Source organism: Pseudomonas cremoricolorata (genome assembly GCF_000759535.1).
Lineage (GTDB): Bacteria > Pseudomonadota > Gammaproteobacteria > Pseudomonadales > Pseudomonadaceae > Aquipseudomonas > Aquipseudomonas cremoricolorata_A.
In genome coordinates this window covers 540,521-566,480 of record NZ_CP009455.1, presented here as the reverse complement: position 1 = coordinate 566,480, position 25,960 = coordinate 540,521, and the positions used below count along the sequence as shown (strand labels likewise).

Genomic DNA, 25,960 nt, shown 5'->3' with positions numbered 1-25,960 from the left:
TGGCTTGCGCAAGGCGAGGCGTACGATGAGCAAAGAAGTATTGCTGGTTGTTGAATCGGTATCCAACGAAAAAGGTGTACCCCCTGGCGTCATTTTCGAGGCGCTGGAAGTGGCTTTGGCCACGGCAACCAAGAAACGTTTTGAAGACGAAGTCGATCTGCGTGTGGAAATCAACCGCCACACCGGTAGCTACGAGACTTTCCGTCGCTGGACCGTCGTGGACGAAGATGCCCTGGACGATCCGGCCATCGAGACCTGGCCGAGCAAGATCCACCTGACCCACCCTGAAGCCCAGGTTGGCGATGTGATCGAGGAAAAGATCGAGTCGATCGAGTTCGGTCGTATCGCTGCACAGACCGCCAAGCAGGTGATCGTGCAGAAGGTTCGTGAGGCCGAGCGCGCCCAGGTGGTCGACGCTTACCGCGAGCGGGTCAACGAGATCATCTCCGGTACCGTCAAGAAGGTCACTCGCGACAACGTCATCGTCGACCTTGGCAACAATGCCGAGGCGTTGCTGGCGCGTGAAGACATCATTCCCCGTGAGACTTTCCGGGTCGGCGTGCGTCTGCGTGCGCTGCTCAAGGAAATCCGCAGCGAAAACCGCGGCCCGCAACTGATCCTGTCGCGCACCGCGCCGCAGATGCTGATCGAGCTGTTCCGCATCGAAGTGCCGGAAATCGCTGAAGGTCTCATCGAAGTCATGGCCGCCTCCCGTGATCCGGGTTCGCGTGCCAAGATCGCCGTCCGCTCCAAGGACAAGCGCATCGATCCGCAAGGTGCCTGTATCGGCATGCGCGGTTCGCGTGTACAAGCCGTGTCCGGCGAGCTGGGTGGTGAGCGTGTCGATATCGTCCTCTGGGACGATAACCCGGCACAGTTCGTCATCAACGCCATGTCGCCGGCTGAGGTCGCGGCGATCATCGTTGATGAAGATGCCCATGCCATGGACATCGCCGTCGCCGAAGACAACCTCGCCCAGGCCATCGGTCGTGGCGGGCAGAACGTTCGTCTGGCCAGTCAGTTGACCGGCTGGACCCTGAACGTGATGACCGAGAAGGATATCCAGGCCAAGCAGCAAGCAGAAACTGGCGACATCCTGCGTAATTTCGTTGAAGAACTGGAAGTCGACGAGGAGCTGGCACAAGTGCTGGTCGACGAAGGTTTCACCAGCCTTGAAGAAATTGCCTACGTACCGTTGGAAGAAATGCTCAACATCGATGGCTTCGACGAAGAAATCGTCAACGAGCTTCGCGCTCGTGCCAAGGACCGGTTGTTGACCAAAGCCATCGCTACCGAAGAAAAACTGGCAGACGCCCATCCGGCCGAAGACCTGCTCTCCCTCGAGGGTATGGATCCGGACCTGGCAGCGGAACTGGCGGTGCGCGGCGTGGTTAACCGCGAAGACCTGGCCGAGCAGTCGATTGACGACCTGCTCGACATCGACGGCATCGACCAAGAGCGTGCCGGCAAGTTGATCATGGCCGCGCGAGCCCACTGGTTCGAGTAATTAGGCGTGGCCTGAGGAGAGAAGTGCATGACGCAAGTCACGGTGAAAGAACTGGCCCAAGAGGTCGAGGCACCGGTAGAGCGCCTGCTGCAGCAGATGCGTGAGGCAGGTCTGCCACACACCGACGCCGGTCAAGTAGTGACCGACAACGAGAAGCAGGTACTGCTGACCCATCTGAAAAGCAGCCATAAAAGCAAGGCGGAAGAGCCGCGCAAGATTACCTTGCAGCGCAAGACCACCAGCACCCTGCGTGTCGCCGGTAGCAAGAGCATCAGCGTAGAAGTACGCAAGAAGAAAGTCTTCGTTCAGCGCAGCGCGGAAGAAATCCAGGCTGAGCAGAAACGTGAGCTCGAAGAGCGTCGTGCGGCGGAAAACGCCGAGCGTGCCAAGAGCGAGGCCGACGCCCGTCAGCGTGCTGAAGAGCAGGCCCGTCGCGAGGCGCCGGCACCCGCTGCCGCTGCCCCGGCTGCCGCAGCTCCGGGACCGGCGGCCGCTCCGGCCGTGGCCGACGCGCCGATGGCCGATGACGCTGCAGCCCGTGCTGCCGAGCGCAAGAAAGACGAGACTCGCCGCAACGAGACCCGCACCCGTGAAGACGATCGCCGTGGCGGCGAGCGCCGTGGCGAAGCGCCACGCGTGTCGATCAAGGTCAAGGTGAAGGAAAAGGAAAAAGCGCCGACGCCGCGCGCCGCGCCGCGTACCACCGACGAAGAGAGCGATGGTGCTCGCCGTGGTCGTGGTGGCAAAGGCAAGCTGAAGAAGCGTAACCAGCACGGCTTCCAGAGCCCGACTGGCCCGCTGGTGCGCGATGTCACCATCGGCGAGACCATCACCGTCTCCGAGCTGGCGCAGCAGATGTCGGTCAAGGCCGCTGAAGTCGTCAAGTTCATGTTCAAGATGGGCACCCCGGTGACCATCAACCAGGTGCTGGATCAGGAAACTGCCCAGCTGATCGCCGAGGAGCTGGGCCACAAGGTCACGCTGATCAGCGATTCCGCCCTGGAAGACTCGCTGGCCGAATCGCTGAAGTTCGAAGGCGTGGTCGAGTCCCGTGCGCCGGTCGTCACCGTCATGGGGCACGTCGACCACGGCAAGACCTCGCTGCTCGACTATATCCGTCGTGCCAAGGTCGCCGCTGGCGAGGCCGGTGGCATCACCCAGCACATCGGTGCATACCACGTGGAAACCGACCGCGGCATGGTCACTTTCCTCGATACCCCGGGTCACGCCGCGTTCACTCAGATGCGTGCCCGTGGTGCCAAGGCCACCGACATCGTCATCCTGGTGGTGGCTGCGGACGACGGCGTCATGCCGCAGACCCGCGAAGCCGTGCAACACGCCAAGGCTGCCGGCGTTCCGCTGGTGGTTGCAGTGAACAAGATCGACAAGCCAGGTGCTGACCTCGATCGCATTCGCAACGAACTGGCCGTCGAAGGCGTGACCTCCGAGGACTGGGGTGGTGACACACCATTCGTCAAGGTTTCGGCGAAGATGGGTACCGGTGTCGACGAGCTGCTCGAAGCCGTGTTGCTGCAGGCCGAGATTCTCGAACTGACCGCCACGCCGACCGCTCCTGGTCGTGGTGTCGTGGTCGAATCGCGTCTTGACAAGGGACGTGGCCCGGTTGCCACCATCCTGGTTCAGGACGGTACCCTGCGTCAGGGTGACATGGTCCTGTGCGGCTCCAACTATGGCCGCGTGCGTGCCATGCTCGACGAGAACGGCAAGCCTGTGAAGGAAGCTGGTCCGTCGATCCCGGTCGAGATTCTCGGTCTGGATGGCACCCCGGAAGCCGGTGACGAGCTGTCGGTGGTGGCTGACGAGAAGAAAGCCCGTGAAGTGGCGATGTTCCGTCAAGGCAAGTACCGCGAGGTCAAGCTGGCCCGTGCTCACGCCGGCAAGCTGGAAAACATCTTCGAGACCATGGGTCAGGAAGAGAAGAAAACCCTCAACATCGTCCTCAAGACCGATGTTCGTGGTTCGCTCGAAGCGCTGCAGGGTTCGCTCGGCGGCCTGGGCAACGACGAAGTTCAGGTGCGTGTGATCGGTGGCGGTGTCGGTGGTATCACCGAGAGCGATGCCAACCTAGCCCTGGCCTCGAACGCGGTGCTGTTCGGCTTCAACGTGCGTGCCGATGCCGGTGCGCGCAAGATCGTCGAGCAGGAAGGTCTGGATATGCGTTACTACAACGTGATCTACGACATCATCGAGGACGTCAAGAAGGCCCTGACCGGCATGCTCGGCAGCGATGTTCGCGAGAACATTCTGGGTGTTGCCGAAGTGCGTGACGTGTTCCGTTCGCCCAAGTTCGGCGCCATCGCCGGCTGCATGGTCATCGAAGGTATCGTGTACCGCAACCGTCCGATTCGCGTTCTGCGCGAAGACGTGGTGATCTTCGAAGGCGAGCTGGAGTCGCTGCGTCGCTTCAAGGACGATGCTGCCGAAGTGCGTAATGGCATGGAGTGCGGTATTGGCGTCAAGAGCTACAACGACGTCAAGGTCGGCGACAAGATCGAAGTCTTCGAGAAAGTCCAGGTGGCACGTACCCTGTAAGGGTCGTGCCGGGCGCAGCCCCATCCCGTCAGTGATGGCTGCGCCTCACAAGGTAACGCCCGGTCAGGCACACGCCTCGCCGGGCGTTTGCCGCTTGAGAAACAGGTAGTAAGAATGGCAAAAGAATATAGCCGTACCCAACGCATTGGCGATCAGATGCAGCGCGAGCTGGCCGAGCTGATTCGCCGCGAAGTCAAGGACCCGCGTGTCGGCCTAGTGACCATCACTGCCGTCGACGTCAGTCGCGACCTGGGCCATGCCAAGGTATTCATCACCGTCATGGGCGGCGATGATGCCGATGCCGTGCCGCAGACCCTCAAGGCATTGAACAATGCCGCAAGCTTCCTGCGCTTGCACTTGGGCCGTGCCATGCAATTGCGCAGTGTGCCGCAACTGCATTTCCACTACGACGAAAGCGTCAGCCGGGGCGTGCACCTGTCGGCGCTGATCGAACGTGCGGTGGCTGAAGATCGCCTGCATCAGCAGGGCGATGAGTCGGACACCAAGGAGTAAGCCGGTGGCGCAGGTCAAACGTATTCGCCGCAATGTCAGCGGCATCATCTTGCTCGACAAGCCATTAGGGTTCACCTCCAATGCTGCCTTGCAGAAAGTACGCTGGTTGCTCAATGCGGAAAAGGCCGGCCACACGGGCAGTCTCGATCCGTTGGCCACCGGCGTGCTGCCACTGTGCTTCGGCGAGGCGACCAAGTTCTCTCAGTACCTGCTCGATTCCGACAAAGGTTACGAGACGGTCATGCAACTGGGTCAGACCACCAATACCGCCGACGCTGAAGGCGAAGTGCTGCGAACCCGGGAAGTGACCGTTGGTCGCGCCGATATCGAAGCGGCACTGCCGGCGTTTCGCGGCCCGATCAGCCAGGTGCCGCCGATGTATTCGGCCCTCAAGCGTGACGGCCAGCCACTTTACAAGCTCGCTCGTGCAGGAGAGGTAGTGGAGCGCGAGGCGCGTTCTGTTACTATTACGCGCCTGGAGCTGCTGCACAGCGAAGGCACCCGTGCGCGGCTGTCGGTTGGCTGCAGTAAAGGCACTTATATCCGCACACTGGTGGAAGACATCGGCGAAGTGCTGGGCTGTGGTGCGTACGTCGCGGAACTGCGGCGGACCCACGCCGGGCCCTTCGAGCTGGCGCAGACTGTGACCCTGGAAGCGCTGGAGCAGGCCCATGCCGAAGGTGGCAACGAGGCGCTCGACCGCTTCCTCATGCCGGTCGATAGCGGTCTGCTCGATTGGCCGCTGGTGTGCCTGTCGGCCAACAGTGCGTTCTACTGGCTGCATGGCCAGGCGGTGAGGGCCCCGGATGCCCCGCAGTTCGGCATGGTCCGGGTCCAGGATGACAACGGCCGCTTCATCGGAATCGGTGAAGTGAGCGAAGACGGGCGCATCGCGCCGCGTCGACTGATTCGGTCGGAATGACCGAACCCCACAGGCAAAGGCTTTGGTCCGAGCCTGTGGATAAAAGGGTGGCTGTTATTAGGCGCGGTCACGCCTTCTTACTTACAGCGGGGTTCGTCCCCGGCCTATTGGAATGCGCTTGCGTGTTCCGTTTATCAGGAGAAGCCAAATGGCACTCAGCGTTGAAGAAAAAGCTCAGATCGTTGCCGACTATCAGCAAGCCGCCGGTGACACCGGTAGCCCGGAAGTGCAGGTTGCTCTGCTGACCGCCAACATCAACAAGCTGCAAGGCCACTTCAAGGCCAACGACAAGGACCACCACTCCCGTCGTGGTCTGATTCGTATGGTCAACCAGCGTCGTAAGCTGCTGGACTACCTGAAGGGCAAAGACACCACGCGTTACAGCGCCCTGATCGGTCGCCTGGGCCTGCGTCGCTAATAGCGGCCAGGTCAGTGGTGTGCATGGCGTGTCGCAGGCTTCGGCAAGGCTGCTGGTCAGCAGTGCCGTCGGACACGCCACGCGTATCTTCGAGGTTGGCAGCCTGACAACGCCCGGCGGTTCTACCGCTGGGCAGTCAGGCTCCCAGCCTCGTGTTGTATCTGGACGGTCGATGGGGCCGATTCCCCATGCTGCCCAAGAATTCGCAAGAAACCAGTTCCCCCAGAGCCATTGAGAAGGTAGGAAACCGTGAACCCGGTAATCAAGACATTTCAGTTCGGTCAATCGACCGTCACACTAGAAACCGGCCGTATTGCCCGTCAGGCAAGCGGCGCTGTGCTGGTCACCGTCGATAACGATGTCACCGTGCTGGTGACCGTGGTCGGTGCCAAGCATGCCGACCCAAGCAAGGGCTTCTTCCCGCTGTCGGTGCACTACCAGGAAAAAACCTACGCCGCGGGCAAGATCCCCGGTGGCTTCTTCAAGCGCGAAGGCCGTCCTTCGGAAAAAGAGACGCTGACCTCTCGCCTGATCGACCGTCCGATCCGTCCGCTGTTCCCGGAAGGCTTCATGAACGAAGTGCAGGTCGTCTGCACCGTGGTCTCCACCAGCAAGAAGACCGATCCGGACATCGCTGCGATGATCGGTACCTCGGCCGCCCTGGCCATCTCCGGCATTCCATTCGAAGGCCCGATCGGCGCAGCCCGTGTTGCCTTCCATGAAAGCACCGGCTACCTGCTCAACCCGACCTACGAGCAACTGGCTGCTTCCAGCCTGGACATGGTCGTAGCCGGTACCGCCGACGCGGTACTGATGGTCGAGTCGGAAGCCGAAGAGCTGACCGAAGATCAGATGCTGGGCGCCGTGCTGTTCGCCCACGACGAGTTCCAGGCTGTGATCAAGGCCGTCAAGGAACTGGCTGCCGAAGCCGCCAAGCCGACCTGGGACTGGAAACCCGCCGTTGCCAACACCGCGCTGTTCGACGCCATCCGCGCCGAGTTCGGCGAAGCCGTTTCCCAGGGCTATACCGTCACCGTCAAGGCCGACCGTTACGCGCGTCTGGGCGAGCTGCGTGACCAGGCGATCGCCAAGTTCTCCGGCGAAGAAGGCCAGCCGACCGCGGCCCAGGTCAAAGAGATCTTCGGCGAAATCGAATACCGCACCGTTCGCGAGAACATCGTCAACGGCAAGCCGCGTATCGACGGTCGTGACACCAAGACCGTGCGTCCGCTGAACATCGAAGTCGGCGTTCTGCCGAAGACCCACGGTTCGGCACTGTTCACCCGTGGCGAAACCCAGGCCCTGGTCGTCGCGACCCTGGGTACTGCCCGTGACGCGCAGCTGCTCGACACTCTCGAAGGCGAGAAGAAAGACCCCTTCATGCTGCACTACAACTTCCCGCCGTTCTCGGTAGGCGAGTGTGGTCGCATGGGCGGCGCTGGCCGTCGTGAAATCGGTCACGGCCGCCTGGCCCGCCGTTCGGTTCAGGCCATGCTGCCGGCTGCCGACGTGTTCCCGTACACCATCCGCGTGGTCTCGGAAATCACCGAGTCCAACGGTTCCAGCTCCATGGCGTCGGTCTGCGGTGCTTCCCTCGCGCTGATGGACGCCGGTGTACCGATGAAGGCACCGGTTGCCGGTATCGCCATGGGTCTGGTCAAGGAAGGCGAGAAGTTCGCCATTCTGACCGACATCCTCGGTGACGAAGACCACCTGGGCGACATGGACTTCAAGGTTGCCGGTACCGCCAAAGGCGTTACCGCACTGCAGATGGACATCAAGATCAACGGCATCACCGAAGAGATCATGGAAATCGCCCTGGGCCAGGCCCTGGAAGCGCGCCTGAACATCCTCGGCCAGATGAACCAGATCATCGCCACGTCGCGTACCGAGCTGTCGGCCAACGCACCGACCATGATCGCGATGAAGATCGACACCGACAAGATTCGTGACGTCATCGGCAAAGGCGGCGCAACCATCCGCGCCATCTGCGAAGAGACCAAAGCGTCGATCGACATCGAAGACGATGGCTCGATCAAGATCTTCGGCGAGACCAAGGATGCAGCTGAAGCGGCGCGTCAGCGCGTGCTGAGCATCACCGCCGAAGCCGAGATCGGCAAGATCTACGTCGGCAAGGTAGAGCGTATCGTCGACTTCGGTGCCTTCGTCAACATCCTGCCTGGCAAGGATGGCCTGGTGCACATCTCGATGCTCAGCAACGAGCGCGTCGAGAAAGTCACCGACATCCTGAAGGAAGGTCAGGAAGTCGAAGTGCTGGTACTGGATGTGGACAACCGCGGCCGTATCAAGCTGTCGATCAAGGACGTGGCGGCGGCGAAAGCTTCCGGCGTCTGAGTGTGATTGTGCAGTAAAAAAAAGGGGCCTTGCTGGCCCCTTTCTTTTTGCCTGGGATTTTTATTGGTGGACTTGCATCTTGCATGCAGGATTTGAGGTCGGCTTGCAAAATGCACGAAGCTGAAAATCCTGTAATATCTTAAGTCATTGATATAAATGACAATTTTATATGGCTCAGAGCTGGCACAGGGCGTGCAATATCCTACTTACCTGCTGCCGGAGACTACGGTGCAGACCTTTCGAAAAACAGGAGTGTCTTGTATGAAGAAGTTCGCTATCGCTGCTGCCGCTGCTGCTATGACTCTGACCATGACCAACGCAGCCTTCGCGGCTCAGCAAACTTCCCAGGCGCCAATGGTGCTTGCAGCTGGCGAGGTCACCAAGGCCAAGCAAGAAACTAGCGACACCTGGATCACGACCAAGGTCAAAGCTGACCTGCTGACCGAAAAAGGCATTCCGGGTTCCGACATCAAAGTTGAAACCACCCACGGCGTAGTTGCTCTGTCCTCGAAAGATGGCGTGACCCTGACCTCTGCTCAGAAAGAGACCGCAGTCGCTATCGCCAAGAAGATCAAAGGCGTTAAGAGCGTCACCGCCGAAGCCCTGAAAACCCAGTAAGCTTCTGCACAGGGCCCGAAGGACCGGGCTCAAGTTCAACGAAAAGCCCCGGCGTCGAGCCGGGGTTTTTTGCATTCAGAGCATCGGTGAAATCCAATACCGCTCAGCGCTTCATCCCGCATCCAAGTGCAATGGAGTAATGACCTTGCCGTCCTTCTCCGCCTTGCCCAGCGTGGTGTCGATGAAGTACACGCGATCATCGGCAAGCCCGCCTTTGTCTACTAGGTAATCCTTGATACTGCTGGCCCGGTCCTGGCCCAGTTGACGTTGCAGGGCAGCACTTTCGGTCCAGTACTTGAGCACCGCATCGCGCAGGTTGCGGGTACGTTCTTCACGGCTCAATTGCTCCCACTCGGCGGGCGGTTGCTGCTTCAAGCGGGTGCGGTAGATGCCTTCGAGCATCGCGGGTTTGTCATCCTCGGCCACCGCGATCATCGACGCATTGGCTGGCACCTTGTCGCCACGGCGTTGCAGGATCTTGTACCAGGTGGCCTGGTATTCGCGATCCAGGCGCTGCTGGGCGAGCAGCGGCCCGTCGCTGGACTGGGCGCTGGTGCCCTCGATTTCCAGACGCAGCTGCGGGCGCTGTTTTAGGCCGGTAGCCAGAGTGTCGAGTGCCGACCGCGACTCGGCACTCAGCTCGCTGGAGCCGGGGGCGAAGGAAACGGTGCTGAGGTCTTGGGAATGTCCGCCGGACACCAGCCCGCCGATGAACTTGAACGGAGACTGCGCTGCGCGCAAAACCAGGTTACGCAGCGTCTGCCAGACGATGGGCATGACGCTGAACTGCGGGTTGTTGAGATCGCCACTGACCGGCAGCTCCAGGGAAATCCGTCCTTGGGTATCTTTGAGCAGCGCCACTGCCAGCCTGACAGGCAGGTTGAGCGCGTCCGGACTCTCGACCCGGTCGCCCAACTGCAACTGCTCGACCAGCACGGTGTTCTCGGCCTTGAGCTGGCCATTGCTGATCAGGTAATGCAGGTCGAGGTTCAGGCGACCCTTGCGAATGCGATAGCCGGCGAACTTGCCGGAGTAGGGCGTCAGGGTGGTCAGCTCGACGCGGCGGAAACTGGCGGCGATGTCCAGGCTTTCCATGAAGTTGAACGGGTTGAGCGCGCCATGGATGATCACCGGCGCATAACGATCGACCTTGCCTTGAATGTCGACCTTGGCAGGCGTTGGCTGGCGGTTGTCGATGGTGCCGACGTTACCGCTCAACTGCTGCGCTGCGGTGGCAAAGTTCGGGGTCAGGGTCAGATCGGCGAAGTTGGCCGAGCCATCGACGATGGCGATCTGACCGATACGAATGCCCAGCGGCCGCTCATTGCTCGGTGTTTTGCCTCCCGCCGGCGCGGCGGCAGGGCCATTGGCCGGTTGAGCAATGACCAGGTCATCGATATTGGTAGTGCGGTCTTCGTTGATGATGAAGCGTGCATACGGCTGCGTGAGCGTCAGCTTGTCGATCGACACGGCATCACCGTGGACATAGCGAATGCCATCGGCATCGACACGCTGCCATTTGACCAGGTCGCGATTCTTGATGGTGTCGAGGGTGTGCAGTTGATCGACCTGGGCCTTGCCGGTCACGCTCAAGGCCAGCGGCTCGGTGCCTTGCAGGTCGAGCTTGAGCTGGCTGGTGAGCATGCCGCTGCGCAGTTCCAGCAGGATGTAAGGGTTGATATAAGCCTGGGCGATACGCAGGTCGATGTCCTGGGTGTTGATATCGAGCTTGGCGCTGACGGGGGCCAGATTCACCTGTCCACTGGCCTGTAGCTTGCCCTGCTTGCCCACGCCGGTGTCGAGCTTGAGGTCGAACGGCGAGCGGTTGAGGCTGTCGTAGCCGGTCATGTTCAGGTTCAGCGGACCGAGGTCAAGCGTTACCGGCTCTTTCTGGCTGCGGTCGGCGAGGTGGATCATGGCATTGCGCGTCTGCACGTCCTTGAGCAGCACCTGCCAGGGCTTGCCCGGCGCAGCGTCGGCTTTAGGCCTGGCTTTGGGTGCGGCGGTGGCCGGCGCGGCTTTGTCTTTGGCGCTGGGGGTTTTGGGCTGGCTGGCGAACAGCACCTGCCAGTCGAGCTGGCCATCACGTTCCAGGGCCGCCCAGGTTTCCAGCTTCTGACTACGGATTTTGCCGATCACTACGCGTTGTTTGGCCAGGTCCAGCGAGGCATCGCTGACTTGAAGGCTCGCCAACCGTGCCAGTTGACGTCCATCGGGGGCCTTGATGGCGAATGGCGCAACGTTCAGCGAGGTTTTGTCGAGCAGCAGTTCGGTGTCCTTGGCCAGGTTCAGGCGGTAGTGGGTGTCGAAGCTCATCATGCCATCCTGTAGCACCAACGGTAGCGCGTCGCGTACGTAGGGCCACCACAGTTTCATCTTGGCGTCGGTGATCTTCAGCGTGCCTTCGGAGGCAATCGGTGCCAGGCTCAGGCTGCCGGCCCAGTCGATGCGCCCACCGGCCGGGCTCTTGGCCACCAGGGTCATGTCAGCGTTGTCGTTGGCCAAGGTGCTGAGGTTCTTCAGCTCGAGGTTCATCGAGTCGTAGAGGAACTCGATCGGCTCGCTGGGGCGCAAGTCACGGAAGTGCAGGTAGCCTTCATTGAGCGTGAGGCTGGCGATGCGCAGCGGGAACGGGTCGCTCGGGGGCTGTTGAGGTGTTGCTTCGCTAGGCGGCAGGGTGAACAACTGCGTCAGATTCAACTGGCCATTCTTGGCGAACAACAGTTCGGTGCGCGGCTTGTCCAACTCGACGGCCTGCAACCGCAGGGTGCGCTTCCACAGGCTATCGAGTTGCAGATTGGCATACAGGCGTTCGAAACCAACCTGCGGCTTGCCCGGTTCACCGATCTCCAGCCCCCACAAGGTCAGCTCGAGGCTGAACGGGTTGAATTCGATGCGTTGCAGATGCGCCGGTGCGTTGGCGTACTGGGTCAGTTGCTGGTTGGCGACACGTAGCGCTATTCCAGGCAGCACCAGAAAACCGAGCAAGCTGTACAGAGCCACAAGGGCGACCAAGGCGCAGAGCGCGCGGAACAATCCTTTGAGCATGGAGAGGCGTCGTCAGTCGCGAGCGGGAGAGGTTGGAGTATGGCACGGGACAACGGTTCCGCTGTACCCGTGGAAAACCCAAGCCGCTCCCGGCTGCATCGCGTCAGTGGTTCAGGCGCTGATCGATCAACCCCTGAACCACGCTGGGGTCGGCCAGGGTCGAGGTATCACCGAGCGTTTCCAGTTCATTGCAGGCGATCTTGCGCAGAATCCGTCGCATGATCTTGCCCGAGCGGGTCTTGGGCAGCGCTGGGGCCCACTGGATCAGTTCGGGCTTGGCGAAACTGCCGATTTCCTTGCTCACCAGGCTCAGCAACTCGGCCTTGAGCGCATCGTCCGCCGTCACCCCATCCATGGGCGTAACGAAGGCATACACGCCCTGGCCCTTGAGATCGTGCGGGTAGCCGACCACCGCGGCCTCGGCCACCCGCTCATGCAGCACCAGCGCGCTTTCCACTTCTGCGGTGCCGATACGGTGCCCGGAGACATTGATCACATCATCCACCCGGCCGGTGATCCAATAGTCGCCCTGTTCGTCGCGACGCGCGCCATCACCGGTGAAGTAGTAGCCGGCGAACGGCTTGAAGTAGGTGTCGACCATACGCTGCTGGTCACCATAGACGCTGCGGATCTGCCCCGGCCAACTGGCCTTGATCGCCAACAGCCCTGTGCCCGGGCCGTCAATGACCTGGCCTTGCTCGTCGAGCAGCACCGGTTGCACGCCGAACAGCGGTTGCGTGGCGCAGCCGGGCTTGAGCTGTGGGGTGCCGGGCAAAGGGCTGAGCATGATGCCGCCGGTTTCGGTCTGCCACCAGGTGTCGACGATCGGGCAGCGCTGTTTGCCGACCTCGTCGAAATACCATTGCCAGGCTTCCGGGTTGATCGGCTCGCCGACACTGCCGAGCAGGCGCAGGCTGTCCCGCGAGGTGCTGCGCAACGGTCCCTGACCTTCGCGCATCAGCGCACGCAGGGCGGTAGGGGCGGTGTAGAAGATGTTGACCTGGTGTTTGTCGACCACCTGCCAGAAGCGTGAACTGTCCGGGTAACTGGGAACGCCCTCGAACATCAGCGAGGTGGCGCCGTTGGCCAGCGGGCCATAGACGATGTAGCTGTGTCCAGTGACCCAACCGACATCGGCGGTGCACCAGAACACCTCGCCTTCGCGGTAATCGAACACCACGTCGAAGGTTAGCGCCGCCTGCAGCAGATAGCCGCCGGTGCTGTGCAGCACGCCTTTGGGCTTGCCGGTGCTGCCCGAGGTGTAGAGGATGAACAGCGGGTCTTCCGCGCCCATCGGCTCAGCGGCGCAGTCGTCAGAGGCTTGCGCCGTGGCGGTCGCGTAGCAGACATCACGCGCATCGTTCCAGTCCACGTTGGCGCCGGTGCGCTTGACTACCAGCACGGTCGATACCTGCGGGCAGCTGTCCAGCGCCTTGTCGACGTTGCCTTTGAGCGCAATACGCTTGCCGCCGCGCACGCCTTCGTCGGCGGTGATGACGGTGCGGCAATCGGCGTCGAGAATGCGGTCGCGCAGGGCGTCGGGCGAGAAGCCGCCGAACACCACCGAATGCACCGCACCGATGCGCGTGCAGGCGAGCATGGCGTAGGCCGCCTCGGGCACCATCGGCATGTAGATGCACACGCGGTCGCCCTTACCGACGCCATGGGCCTTGAGCACGTTGGCCAGGCGGCAGACCTGGCGATGCAGTTCGCGGTAACTGATGGCCTTGCTGTCGTTGGGATCGTCACCTTCCCACAGCAACGCGGTCTGCTCGCCACGGCTGGGCAGGTGGCGGTCGATGCAGTTGTAGCTGACGTTGAGTTGACCGTCCTCGAACCAGCGCGCCTCGCCGGTGCGGATATCGCAGTGTTGCACCTGGGTGAAAGGCTTGGACCATTCCAGGCGCTTGGCCTGCTCGGCCCAGAAAGTGTCGGGATCGTTTACCGACTGACGGTACAGGCGCTGGTACTCGGCCTGGCTGAGGCGGGCGTTTTGGCTGACGGCCAAGGCATGGGGATAGCGACTGAGATCGAACATGGCGGGTGGTCCTGCTCTTGTAGGTCGTCAGAACAGTCTAGTGCGTCTACCGCCAGCGCAAGTCACAACGCAAAGCGGGCGCCGAAGCGCCCGCAAAGAACAGCCACTATGATCAGCCGCGGTGACGGCTGCGGAAGTAGTTGATCAGGCCCTGGGTCGAGCCATCTTCGGCGCTGTCTTCCTGGGCCCCGACCAGGCGCTGGTAGACCCCTTTGCCCAGTTCCTTGCCTAGCTCGACGCCCCATTGGTCGAAGGCGTTGATGCCCCAGACCACGCTTTGCACGAACACCTTGTGCTCGTACATGGCCACCAGCGCGCCGAGGCGGCGCGGGCTGATGCGCTCGACCACCAAGGTGTTGCTCGGCCGGTTGCCTGGAATCACCTTGTGCGGCGCCAGTTGCGCGATGTCGGCCTCGTTGAGGCCTTTGGCACGCAATTCGGCTTCGGCTTCTGCCAGGGTCTTGCCCTGCATCAGCGCCTGGCTCTGCGACAGGCAGTTGGCGTATAGCCACTGGTGGTGGTCGGCGACCGGGTTGAAGCTGACCACCGGCACGATGAAGTCGGCCGGAATCAGGTGCGTGCCTTGGTGCAACAACTGGTGATACGCATGCTGACCGTTGCAGCCGACACCGCCCCAGATCACCGGACCCGTGGTCACGGGAACCGGGCTGCCGTCCTGCAGGACGCTTTTGCCGTTGGATTCCATGTCCAACTGCTGCAAGTGTTTGGTGATGTTTCGCAGGTAATGGTCGTACGGCAGGATGGCGTGGCTGTGAGCGTTCCAGAAATTGCCATACCACACGCCCAGCAGCGCCAGCAGCACTGGCATGTTCTGTTCGAATGGCGCAGTCTGGAAGTGCTGGTCCATGGTGTAGGCGCCGGACAGCAACTCCTTGAAGTTGGCTATGCCGATGGCCAGGGCGATCGGCAGGCCGATGGCCGACCACAGCGAGTAACGCCCGCCAACCCAGTCCCACATCGGGAAGATGTTCTCTTCGCGCATGCCGAACGCCACGGCTGCGCTCTTGTTGCTCGAGACTGCGATGAAGTGACGATACAGCTCAGCTTCCGAGCCGCCCTGGGCCAGGTACCAGGTACGCGCGGCGGTGGCGTTCTTCAGGGTTTCGAGGGTGTTGAACGATTTCGAAGAGACGATGAACAGCGTGGTCTCGGCGCGCAGTTTGGCCGACAGTTCGTGGAACTCGCTGCCGTCGATATTGGCCAGGTAGTGGCAACGCACGCCGCGATGGGCATAGGGCAGCAGGGCTTCAGACACCAGCTCGGGGCCGAGGAACGAGCCGCCGATACCGATGTTGACCACGTCGGTGATGGGCTTTTCGCTATAGCCACGCCACAGGCCATCGTGAATGCGCGTCACCAGCTCGGTGATCTGATTGAGCACCTTGTGCACTTCTGGCATCACGTTGACGCCGTTGACGTCGAGCTTGTCGCCCACCGGACGACGCAGTGCGGTATGTAGGACCGGACGGCCCTCGGAAGTGTTGATGATCTCGCCGCTGAACATCGCCTTGATGGCATCGTCCAGCCCGACCTGATTGGCCAGCTCGACCAGGTGCGCGCGGGTCTGCTCGGTGATCAGGTTCTTCGAGTAATCGAGAAACAGGCCGCAGCTGCTCAGGGAAAACTGCTCGAAACGCTTGGGCTCGGCGCTGAAGGCGTCGCGCATGCTGAAGTGCTGCAAGGTCTCGCGGTGCTGCTTGAGCGCCTGCCAGGCGGGCAGTGCCGTTACATCATGGGGAGTCCGGTAATACGCCATTAAGAGAGATTTCCTTGGTGCATGTTCGAGTCTTTGACCTTCGTGGTCGCCAGCAGTTGCGGGGGCGTCTGGCAGTATAGGCAAAACCCCGTAGCAACCATCATGAAAAACGCTGAAGCGGTTCAGGCTGTGGGCTCGTCCAGATGCAGGTACAGGTTGTCGATCAGGCGGGTATTACCCAGGTAGGCGGCCAGCAGAAGCACCAGGTCGCGGTCATCGAGCATCGCCGGTTGCAGCGTGAGCGCATGACGCAGTTCCAGATAGTCGATGCGCAGCCCGGCGCTTTGCAGTTGCGTCTTGCCTTCGTCGAGCAGCGCCTGGTAATCGCGCCGACCACGGCGCAGGCCGTCTGCCAACTGGCACAGGGTGCGATACACCGCCGGGGCGATCTGGCGTTGCTCGGGGCTCAGGTAGCCATTGCGCGAGGACAGCGCCAGGCCATCGTCGGCGCGCACGGTGGGCTCGCCGAAGATCTGGACGGGCATGTTCAGGTCGCGGACCATGGTGCGGATGACGGCCAGTTGCTGGTAGTCCTTTTCGCCGAACACGGCCAGATCGGGCTGGACCATGTTGAACAGCTTGTTGACCACGGTCGCGACACCTTCGAAGTGTCCCGGGCGACTGGCGCCGCACAGACCTTCCGAAAGCTGGCCAACGCTGACTCGGGTCTGCGCAGTCGTACCACTGGGGTACATTTCCTCGACGGTTGGCGCGAACAGCAGGTTGCAGCCTGCTTCGAGCAGACGCGCCTGGTCGGCGGCAAGCGTTCGGGGGTAGGTGGCGAGGTCTTCGTTGGCGCCGAACTGCAGCGGGTTGACGAAAATGCTCGCGACCACGAAGTCGGCACGCTGCGCGGCCTTGGTCACCAGCGCGGCATGGCCACTGTGCAGGTTACCCATGGTCGGCACGAAGCCGATGCGTTTGCCTTCACCCCGAGCGCGCGCTACGGCGGCGCGCAGTTCGCGGACGGTCTTGACTGTATTCATGCGCTGAACCCATGTTCACTGGCGGGGAAGCTGACGTCCTTGACCGCTTTGACGTAAGCAGCGAGGGCGCCATTGATATCATTCTGGCCGATCATGAAGTTCTTCACGAAGCGCGCCACTCGACCACTAAGCGACAACCCCAGCATGTCGTGCAGCACCAGCACCTGTCCGTCGGTATCGCTGCCGGCACCGATACCGATCACCGGAATGCTCACTGACTGGCTGATCTGCCTGGCCAGCTCGCTGGGCACGCATTCGAGCAGCAGCATCGCCGCGCCGGCCTGTTCCAGGGCCAGGGCGTCGGCGCGCATTTGTTCCGCCTGGGCCTGCTGGCGGCCTTGAACCTTGTAGCCACCCAAGACATTGACCGTCTGCGGGGTCAGCCCCAGGTGTGCGCAGACCGGCACGCCGCGCTGGCTCAGTTGGCTGATCGTATCGGCCAGCCAGGCCGCACCCTCGATCTTCACCATGTGCGCGCCGGCCTGCATCAGCGTGGCGCTGTTGGCAAAGGCTTGTTCGGGTGTGGCATGGGCCATGAATGGCAGGTCGGCAAGAATCAGTGCACCGTCGTTGCCGCGCTTGACGCAGGCGGTGTGGTAGGCCATTTCGGCCGTGGTAACGGGCAAGGTACTGTCGTGCCCTTGCAATACCATGCCCAGCGAATCACCCACCAGCAGCACTTCGACACCGGCCTGACTGGCCGCTTTGGCGAAGGTGGCGTCGTAGCAGGTCAGCATGGTGATCTTTTCCCCCTTGGCCTTGAGGCCATTGAGGGTCGTGAGGGTAACGTCAGGCATGTACAAATCCTCTTTCAGGCGCTGTGAAGACGCTGCGCCGGGCGCATGCATTCATCATCCAGGGCGGCACATCATCGTGTGTGATGTTCGGGCTCAGGCCGTCCGGGCCTAACAGGTCAGTGTGGCGCCTGATGGCACCACGGGACGCCTATAGTCGTGAGCGAAAAGAGGGAAGTCAATCACCTGTTACCGCAATGTTACGGCACCGGTGTTACCGCCGTTACCGTGGCGAAACGCCTGGTTTACAGGCGTTCGAGGCCGACGAAGGGGCAGTGGGCGAGCAACTGCGCCAGCGTGCGTCCATCGGCCAGCTGATAGTCAGCGGGTACCAGTTCGGCAAGGGGGTAAAGCACGAAGGCGCGCAGGTGCAGCTGCGTATGTGGCACCTGGAGGCGCGGGATGTCGATGAGCTGTTCGCCGAACAACAGGATATCCAGGTCGAGGGTTCGCGGGCCCCAGCGCTCGGCACGGACACGGCCGTGCTGGTTCTCGATGGCTTGCAGGGCGTCGAGCAGCGCGAGCGGCTCGAGACCGGTGTCCAGTGCCGCCACCGCATTGGTGTAGCGCGGCTGACCGGGCAGCAGTGAGTCGCTGGTATAGAAGGCGGAAGTGCCCACCAGCTCGGTCCGGGCGATCTGGGCCATAGCCTGCAAGGCGCTGCGCAGTTGCTCGGCAGGCTCGGCCAGGTTGCTGCCCAGGCCGATATGGACGCGGCTGGACATGCTCAGTCGAAGACCTCGTCGCCACCGCGTTTGCGCTTGCTGCTGGTGCGCTTGCGCTTGCGCGGTGCGGCGCCGTCATCACGGCTGCCCAGGTCACGGATCATTTCGCGGCGCTCGCCGTCGTGGGCTTCCTGATAGTCGGTCCACCATTGGCCGAGATCGTCGGTCTGCTCGCCAGCGCTCTCGCGCAGCAGCAGGAAGTCGTAGCCGGCGCGGAAACGTGGGTTGTCCAGCAACTGGTCGGCACGTTTGCCACTGCGCCGCGGCAGGCGTTCCTGCATGTCCCAGATCTCGCGGATCGGCAGGGTGAAGCGTTTGGGTACCGCCACGCGCTGGCACTGTTCGGCGATCAGCTCGTGGGCGGCGCCGTTCATGGCCGGAATCGGCGGCACGCCCTGGTTCTGCAGGTGCAGCACACGTGCTGGCAGGGCAGGCCACAGCAGCGCTGCGAAGAGGAACGCCGGGGTCACCGGTTTGCCCTGCTTGATACGCAGGTCGGTGTTGTTCAGCGCCTGGCTGATCAGCGTGTAGGTATAGGTGGGGCGATCTTCCAGGGCCTGGGCGCTGGCGGGGAACAGCGGCGCGAACAGTTCCAGGTCGACCAGCATTTCGAAGACCATCGCGCCCTGGCCGGAGAGAAACAGTTTGAGGCTTTCTTCGAACAACCGCGCTGGTGGAATCTCGCGCAGCAACGGCGCCAGCTCGCGGATCGGCGCGACGGTGTGTTTCTCGATACCGAAGTCGAGCTTGGCAGCGAAACGCACCGCGCGCAGCATGCGCACGGGATCTTCCTGGTAACGATGGGTCGGATCACCGATCAGGCGCAGCAGGCGATTGCGGATGTCGTGCACGCCGTTGGCGTAATCGAGAATGCGCTCGCTGACCGGATCGTAGTACAGCGCATTGATGGTGAAATCGCGGCGCTGGGCGTCTTCTTCCAAGGTGCCGTAGACGTTGTCGCGCAGGATGCGCCCATTGGCATGATGCGACGAACGGTGTTTGTCGTCCTGGTCTTCATCCGAGTGCGGCGCACGGAATGTGGCGACTTCGATGATCTCGCGACCGAACTGGATGTGCACGAGCTTGAAACGACGGCCGATGATCCGCGCATTGCGAAACTCTGCGCGAACCTGTTCCGGGGTGGCGCTGGTGGCGACATCGAAGTCCTTGGGGGCGATCCCCAGGAGCATGTCGCGAACACAGCCACCCACCAGGTAAGCCTGATAGCCTGCGCTTTGCAGGCGCTCTACGATGCCCACCGCATGGCGGCTGAACTGGCTGCGTTGCAGCGAGTGCTGGCTCTTGTTGATCACCTCGGGCGTAGTGCGCCGATGGTGCTGAGCGTGGACGGGAGGGCGGAAAGACTGGAACAACTTCTTCAGCATGGGATGCACTGTTTGAAGGAATGTTCGGCCAAGAATGAAGGAATGGCCGCATGATGGGCGGGGATTCTAGCATTTACTCAGGGAATGGTGTAGGCAGTCGCGGAGGGACGCTGAGGTGAGAAACGACATGGGGAGCCTAAGCTCCCCATCAAGTCGTTGCGTGCTCTTGTTATTGTTATGACGGGCTTCTTGTTTTTGTTGAGTGCCCTGCCTGCAAGCTTCGCTGCAGGCGGCCCCTACATCAGGGGCAAAGAGCAAACGGATTGCTTTGATCGTTGAGTCGTGCTGATCGATTGATCCAACCAGTTCAGGCGCTGCTTTTTAGTGCAGTTTTTGTTGTTCTCTGCCTGGTTTCGGGGCAAGCCCCTCACACAACGCGTCTCCAAAAGAATCAGTTAGCTGCGCCTCCGCCGTGTTGTTCTTGTTATGCGTGAGCCGTTTCGTATTGTTCTTGTTATGAGTTGCCGTGCTTTTTATTGTTCTTGTACGAAAGATGTAGCAGGTGCCGTGCCAACTTTGCCAAACCCAATGAACACGGGGCCTGACGGTGCAGGGGCGCCCACTGCACGATTCGGAATAAGGTTATTCGTTACCGTTCGCCCCGGCGGATGTTACTCAGGGCCTGCGAGGTAACAGGTTTTTTCAGGGGGTAGGACGAGGGGAGGTCAGGTGCGGAGGACCCGCACCTGAGGGGCAGATCAGTTTTCGCTAGTGGCGCTGCTCTTGCGACGGGGGATGCCCAGGCGCTGACGACGTTCCCACAGGCACTTGCGGCTGACGCCGAGCTTGCGCGCCAGTTCGGTCTCGGTCATGTGATCCTGGTGTTCGAGGACGAAATGATGGAAGTAATCCTCCAGTGACAGGTCTTCGGTCGGGTCCTGGCTGGGGTTTGCCCCCACGGCCGAGGAGGACGGAAGGTGGTCGAGCGGGTCGCCGTCTTCCAGATCGCTCAGCTCGATATCGATGCCCAGCAGCTCTGCAGAGATTTCCGGGCTCTCGCTGAGGATGACTGCACGCTCGACGGCGTTCTCCAGCTCACGGACGTTACCCGGCCAGCTGTAGTGGCGGATGGCTTGCACCGCATCGCCCGAGAAACATAGGTCGTCACGGCCGATTCGCGCACTCTGGCGAGCCAGGAACGCGTCGGCGATCTGGTTGACGTCGCTGCCACGTTCGCGCAACGCCGGCAGTTTCAGTGCGATCACATGCAGCCGGTAATACAGGTCTTCGCGGAACTGGCCGGCTTTGGCCAGGCTCTTGAGATCACGGTGGGTGGCGGCGATCAGGCGCACATCGACTTTCTGCGACTGCACCGAACCCACCCGGCGGATCTCGCCCTCCTGCAAGACACGCAGCAGGCGCGCCTGGGCTTCGAGCGGCAGTTCGCCGATTTCATCGAGGAACAGCGTGCCGCCATCGGCCGCTTCGACCAGCCCGGCGCGTCCTGCGCTGGCACCCGTAAAGGCGCCTTTCTCGTGGCCGAACAACTCGGACTCGATCAAGGTTTCCGGAATGGCCGCGCAGTTGACGGAAATCATCGGTGCCTTGGCGCGTCGCGACAGGTTATGCAGCGCCCGGGCGACCAGCTCCTTGCCAGTGCCGGACTCGCCCTGGATAAGGACATTCGAGTCGGTCGGCGCCACCTTGCGAATCTTGCTGAACATGTCGAGCATCGGTGGGCACGAACCGATGATGCCGATCTCACCGCTGGCTGCCGTGGCTGCGGCCTTGTCGGCACTGCTCGACTTGCCGGAGATGCGGGCTTCGGGATTGTTCGCTTCCTGTGGTGCAGTCTTGGGTCGATCGCGCAGGATGCGCGCCACGGCCTGGAGCATTTCGTCGTGATCGAACGGCTTGGCGATGTAGTCCACCGCACCCATCTTCATCGAGTCCACCGCCGAGCGAAGGCTGGCGTAGCTGGTCATGATCAGCACCGGTGTGCCTTCACCGAGCCTGATCAGCTCGGTGCCGGGCGCGCCAGGCAGACGCAGGTCACTGACGATCAGGTCGAACGTGGTGATGCTGAACCGCTCCTGGGCCTCCTGCACCGAACCGGCCTCGCTGACCTGGTACTGATTTCTTTCCAGCAGGCGGCGGAGGGCGGAGCGGATGATGGTTTCGTCTTCGACGATCAGAATATGCGGCATTGATTCAGTTCTCTCGACGGTCTCGAATGTCTGGGGACGTCGCTACGACATGCCGTGGCAAAGTAACGCGGATCCGGGTGCCTCGTTGCCGTTCGATGTCGGCGGGGCTGTCGATGGTGATTTGCCCATAATGCTCTTCCACGATGGAATAGACCAGCGCGAGACCCAGGCCGGTACCTTCGCCAGGATCCTTGGTGGTGAAGAACGGCTCGAACAGTCGATCCATGATGTTCTTCGGAATGCCGCTGCCTTCGTCTTCGACGATCAGGTCGAGCATGTGTTCGCTGCTGTCGCTCAGAGCGCTGCGCACGCGCACCGCACTTCCCGGTGGAGAGGCGTCGCGGGCGTTGGACAGCAGGTTGATCAACACCTGGGCCAAACGCTGCGGGTCACCCTCGACCCAGTGGTCGGGATCGCACAGGTTATAGAACTGCACCTCGAAATTGCGCCGGTTCAGTGCAAGCAGACCAATGGCATCCTGGGCCACGTCGGCCAGGCACACCGGCTCTTCGCTGTTCTGCTGGCTGCCGCCGGCATGGGCGAAGCTCATCAGTGACTGGACGATGCGTGAGACGCGTTTGGTCTGCTCGAGGATCTGGCTGGACAGCTCGATGATCTCGCCATCCTCTTCGCGCTCTTCGCGCAGGTTCTGCGCCAGGCAGGCGATGCCGGTGATCGGGTTGCCGATCTCGTGGGCCACCCCGGCGGCCAGCCGGCCGATGCTGGCCAGGCGCTCGGAATGCACCAGCTTGTCTTCAAGGGCCTGGGTATCGGTGAGGTCTTCGACCAGCAGTACCAGGCCGCTGTTGCCGGGGGCCAGCGGCTCGTCGATGGCGGCCTTGTGCAGGTTCAGCCAGCGTGGCTGGCCGTCGAGGGCCAGGCGCTGCTTGTGCAGGTGCTCGTCGGGGATGTTGGTGAAGCCTTGCAGCAGGCTGCGCCATGGCTCGGCGATGGTCATCAGGCGCGAGCCGACCACGTGCTTGGCGGCGATCCCGGTCAGCTCTTCCATGGCTCGGTTCCACATGAGGATTTCCTGATCCTTGGCCAGCGAGCACACGCCCATGGGCAGTTCCTGCAAGGTCTGTCGATGGTAGCGGCGCAGCGCGTCGAGTTCGGCGGCAAGCCCGGTGAGGCGCGAGTGATAATCCTCCAGGCGGCTCTCGATGAAGTGGATGTCTTCGGTGACGTAGTTCTCGTTGCCCGACTTGTAGGGCAGGAAGGTTTCCACCATGTCCTGGGCCACGCTCGGCCCCATCAGGCCCGACAGATTCGCCTCGATGCGGTCACGCAAACGGCGCAGGGCGTAGGGTCTGCGTTCGTCGAACGGCAAGTACAAGTCGCGCAGCGCCTGTTCCACTTCCTTCTGTGCGGCCTTGGCGCCCAGTGGCTTGGCCAGTTGGGTGGCGAACTCCTGGGGCGACGCGGCATGCAGTTCGCGCCGCTGCGGGCGGCGTACGTTGTCTACGGCGCAGGCTTCGGCGGCGCTGACTTCCTCGCTGCTGGCATTGGTGAACAGCGAGATCAGGGTGAACAGCAGCACGTTGGCCGCCAGCGAGGCGATGGCGGCCATGTGCCAACTGGTGTCGTCGAGGACGTAGATCATGTCCAGCAGGGGAATGTAGAAGCCCTGCACGTTGCCCACCAGCGGCAGCAGCATGGTCACCATCCACACCGAGATACCCGCCAGCAGCCCGGCGATGAAGCCGCGGCGGTTGGCCGTCGGCCAGTACAGCACCGACAGCACCCCCGGCAGGAATTGCAGTGTGGCGACGAAAGCGACGATGCCCAGGTTGGCCAGGCTCTGGTGGTTGTCCTGGGTCAGGTAGAAGACGAACCCGGCGCCGATGATGGCGACGATCAGGGCGCGACGGGTCCACTTCAGCCAGCGGTAGATATTGCCCTGCGCAGGCGGTTGATAAAGCGGGAGTACCAGGTGGTTCAGCGCCATGCCCGAGAGTGACAGCGTGGTGACGATGATCAGTCCGCTGGAGGCCGACAGCCCGCCGATGTACGCCAGCAACGCCAGCGCCTGGTTGTTGGCAGCGATGCCCAGGCCCAGGGTGAAGTACTCAGGGTTGGTGCTGGCGCCCAGGCGCAGGCCGGCCCAGAGAATCAGCGGCACAGCCAGGCTCATCAGCAACAGGAACAGCGGCAGGCCCCAGCTGGCGCTGACCAGCGAGCGCGGATTGAGGTTCTCGGTGAAGGCCATGTGGTACATGTGCGGCATGACGATGGCCGAGGCGAAGAACACCAGCAGCAAGGTGCGCCACGGACCTTCCTGCAATGGCGTGTGCAGCGCGGCCAGGGCGGTCTGGTTCTGCAGCAGCCACACCTCCAGCTGGTGCGGCCCGCCGAACACGCCATACAGCGCGTACAGGCCGATGCCACCCACGGCCAGCAGCTTGATCACCGACTCGAACGCAATGGCGAAGACCAGGCCCTCATGCTTCTCGCGCGTGGCGATGTGCCGTGAGCCGAAGAAGATGGTGAACAGGCTGATCAGCACACAGAACGCCAGCGCCACCCGCGCCTTGACCGGCTCGCCGGTGAGGATGTTGATCGAGTCGGCGACCGCCTGGATTTGCAGCGCCAGCAGCGGCAGCACACCGATCAGCATGAAAATCGTGGTCAGCGCCCCGGCCCAGGTGCTGCGAAAGCGAAAGGCCAGCAGGTCAGCCAGCGACGACAGCTGGTAGGTGCGGGTGATCTTCAGAATCGGATACAGCAGCACCGGCGCCAGCAGGAATGCCCCCGACACACCCAGGTAGCAGGCCAGAAAGCCATAGCCGTACTGATACGCCAGCCCGACCGAGCCATAGAAGGCCCAGGCACTGGCGTAGACGCCCAGCGACAAGGTGTAGGTCAGCGGATGGCGGATGACCGAACGCGGAATCAAGCCTCGTTCGCTGATCCAGGCCACGCCGAACAGTACCAGCAGATAACCGGCGCTGATCAGGATCATCTGGGTCAGGCTAAAGCTCATCGGCATCTCGCTGGCTCTGCAGAATGAAGGTCACGACGATCAGGATCAGCCACAGCAGATAAGGCCGATACCAGGCGCCGGTAGGGTCGATCCACCAGTCCATGATGGCCGGGGAGAACAGATAGATCCCCACCACCAGGAGCAGGACCAAACGATAGATGTACATGCTGGCCTCGATGAGTGGGAGCAGGCCGGACCGGGTCGGCGCACACGTCATGTGCAGCCGTTCCTTGTGGCTCGCCAGGACGCAGAATCTATTGGGCTTTGCCCGGCGGGGCAAGCGTCTTACTGCAGATCGGCCTCGGCCATGGTAGGACGCCGTGGGATGCTTGCCGCCTGCCAACGTTGTCGGGCGATGTCCAGCACCTCGTTCGCGCTGGCGGTATGCAGGTCGGCTTCTACCGTCTGGCCTAACGCCCGCAGTGCGCGCAGCAGCAGCGGTGTGGCCTGCTCGGCCTGCAAAGGTGGTGAGCGGTACGACTTGCCGAGCTTGTGGCCATCGGGCTGGACGATCAGCGGAATGTGCAGATAGCGCGGCTGGGAAAACCCGAGCAGCTCTTGCAGATACAGCTGTCGCGGCGTGTTGTCGAGCAGGTCGGCGCCACGCACCACATCGGTCACCCCCTGCCAGGCGTCATCGAGCACCACCGCCAACTGATAGGCGTACAGGCCATCACGCCGCTGGATGACGAAATCGCCCAGTTCGCGCCCCAGGTGCTGGCTGAACTGGCCCTGCACGCGGTCCTCGAAACGGTAGGTCAGCTCCGGCACGCGCAGGCGGATCGCCGCGCCTTCGCGGGCGTGCCCGGCGTTGCGGCAGAACCCCGGATACAGCCCGCCATAGCCTTCCAGTTGCTTGCGCGAACAGGTGCAGGCGTAGGCCAGGCCCATGTTGAACAAGCGCTCGACCACCTCGGCATAGGCACCATGGCGCTGGCTCTGCATCACCACTTCGCCATCCCAGGTCAGGCCATAGCCTTCCAGGGTGCGCAGGATCGCATCACGGGCGCCGGGCATTTCGCGCGGCGGGTCAGTGTCTTCCATGCGCAGTAACCAACGTCCGCCCACTGCGCGGGCGTCGAGCCAGGAGGCCAGCGCGGCGATCAGAGAACCAAAGTGCAGAAGCCCGCTGGGGGTTGGGGCGAAGCGCCCCACGTAGGGTGCGTTGTTCATGCAAGTGGCCAGTACACA

18 protein-coding genes are annotated in these 25,960 nt (G+C 62.2%); 7 read left to right on the top strand and 11 right to left on the bottom strand.

All coding sequences use genetic code 11. The features are described 5' to 3' along the window. Positions 1-25 precede the first annotated feature (25 nt). From nusA to LK03_RS02525, 7 genes are all read left to right on the top strand, one after another. The gene (gene nusA / locus LK03_RS02555; RefSeq protein ID WP_028695131.1) at positions 26-1,507 is read left to right on the top strand and encodes a transcription termination factor NusA; all 1,482 of its coding nucleotides are present in this window, start codon (positions 26-28) and stop codon (positions 1,505-1,507) included. A gap of 27 nt (positions 1,508-1,534) precedes the next feature. After that, positions 1,535-4,060, top strand: coding sequence for a translation initiation factor IF-2 (gene infB / locus LK03_RS02550; protein WP_038410934.1), 2,526 nt, complete (start codon positions 1,535-1,537; stop codon positions 4,058-4,060). 114 nt (positions 4,061-4,174) lie between these two features. Further along, positions 4,175-4,573: a 30S ribosome-binding factor RbfA gene (gene rbfA / locus LK03_RS02545; protein WP_038410933.1), complete on the top strand. Its 399-nt coding sequence runs from the start codon at positions 4,175-4,177 to the stop codon at positions 4,571-4,573. A gap of 4 nt (positions 4,574-4,577) precedes the next feature. Then, on the top strand, positions 4,578-5,495 hold the full coding sequence (gene truB, locus LK03_RS02540; protein WP_038410932.1) for a tRNA pseudouridine(55) synthase TruB: 918 nt from the start codon (positions 4,578-4,580) through the stop codon (positions 5,493-5,495). A gap of 148 nt (positions 5,496-5,643) precedes the next feature. Further along, positions 5,644-5,913: a 30S ribosomal protein S15 gene (gene rpsO / locus LK03_RS02535; RefSeq protein WP_016391796.1), complete on the top strand. Its 270-nt coding sequence runs from the start codon at positions 5,644-5,646 to the stop codon at positions 5,911-5,913. Between the two features lie 249 nt (positions 5,914-6,162). Beyond that, on the top strand, positions 6,163-8,268 hold the full coding sequence (gene pnp, locus LK03_RS02530) for a polyribonucleotide nucleotidyltransferase (protein WP_028695136.1): 2,106 nt from the start codon (positions 6,163-6,165) through the stop codon (positions 8,266-8,268). Positions 8,269-8,529: 261 nt separating this feature from the next. Then, positions 8,530-8,886 (top strand): BON domain-containing protein, encoded by a 357-nt coding sequence (locus LK03_RS02525; protein WP_038410931.1) that lies wholly within the window; start codon positions 8,530-8,532, stop codon positions 8,884-8,886. Between the two features lie 111 nt (positions 8,887-8,997). Here the strand turns inward: LK03_RS02525 and LK03_RS02520 are convergent, their stop codons facing one another. The 11 genes from LK03_RS02520 to gluQRS form a co-directional block, all read right to left on the bottom strand. Beyond that, positions 8,998-11,934 (bottom strand): DUF748 domain-containing protein, encoded by a 2,937-nt coding sequence (locus LK03_RS02520; RefSeq protein ID WP_038410930.1) that lies wholly within the window; start codon positions 11,932-11,934, stop codon positions 8,998-9,000. Positions 11,935-12,037: 103 nt separating this feature from the next. After that, on the bottom strand, positions 12,038-13,972 hold the full coding sequence (gene acs, locus LK03_RS02515) for an acetate--CoA ligase (RefSeq protein ID WP_038410929.1): 1,935 nt from the start codon (positions 13,970-13,972) through the stop codon (positions 12,038-12,040). Positions 13,973-14,084: 112 nt separating this feature from the next. After that, positions 14,085-15,749 carry a glucose-6-phosphate isomerase gene (gene pgi / locus LK03_RS02510; protein ID WP_038410928.1) on the bottom strand — a complete coding sequence of 555 codons (1,665 nt, stop codon included), beginning with the start codon at positions 15,747-15,749 and terminating at the stop codon, positions 14,085-14,087. A 122-nt stretch (positions 15,750-15,871) separates the two neighbouring features. Next, positions 15,872-16,735 carry a pantoate--beta-alanine ligase gene (gene panC, locus LK03_RS02505; RefSeq protein WP_038410927.1) on the bottom strand — a complete coding sequence of 288 codons (864 nt, stop codon included), beginning with the start codon at positions 16,733-16,735 and terminating at the stop codon, positions 15,872-15,874. Next, a complete protein-coding gene (panB, locus tag LK03_RS02500) occupies positions 16,732-17,532 on the bottom strand; it encodes a 3-methyl-2-oxobutanoate hydroxymethyltransferase (RefSeq protein ID WP_038414574.1) in 801 nt (266 codons plus the stop codon). Before panB ends, panC begins: the two co-directional genes overlap by 4 nt. A 242-nt stretch (positions 17,533-17,774) precedes the next feature. Further along, on the bottom strand, positions 17,775-18,254 hold the full coding sequence (gene folK / locus LK03_RS02495; protein WP_038410926.1) for a 2-amino-4-hydroxy-6-hydroxymethyldihydropteridine diphosphokinase: 480 nt from the start codon (positions 18,252-18,254) through the stop codon (positions 17,775-17,777). Between the two features lie 2 nt (positions 18,255-18,256). After that, positions 18,257-19,639, bottom strand: a complete 1,383-nt coding sequence (locus LK03_RS02490) for a polynucleotide adenylyltransferase PcnB (RefSeq protein ID WP_038410925.1) — start codon at positions 19,637-19,639, stop codon at positions 18,257-18,259. A gap of 698 nt (positions 19,640-20,337) precedes the next feature. Beyond that, complete coding sequence (locus LK03_RS02485; RefSeq protein WP_038410924.1) at positions 20,338-21,786, bottom strand: sigma-54-dependent transcriptional regulator; 1,449 nt, start codon at positions 21,784-21,786, stop codon at positions 20,338-20,340. 4 nt (positions 21,787-21,790) lie between these two features. Next, the gene (locus LK03_RS02480; RefSeq protein WP_167334482.1) at positions 21,791-24,775 is read right to left on the bottom strand and encodes a sensor histidine kinase; all 2,985 of its coding nucleotides are present in this window, start codon (positions 24,773-24,775) and stop codon (positions 21,791-21,793) included. Beyond that, complete coding sequence (locus LK03_RS02475; protein WP_010796831.1) at positions 24,759-24,935, bottom strand: hypothetical protein; 177 nt, start codon at positions 24,933-24,935, stop codon at positions 24,759-24,761. The genes LK03_RS02480 and LK03_RS02475 overlap by 17 nt, the downstream gene beginning before the upstream one ends. A 119-nt stretch (positions 24,936-25,054) precedes the next feature. Beyond that, a complete protein-coding gene (gene gluQRS, locus LK03_RS02470) occupies positions 25,055-25,942 on the bottom strand; it encodes a tRNA glutamyl-Q(34) synthetase GluQRS (RefSeq protein ID WP_038410922.1) in 888 nt (295 codons plus the stop codon). Positions 25,943-25,960: the final 18 nt, after the last annotated feature.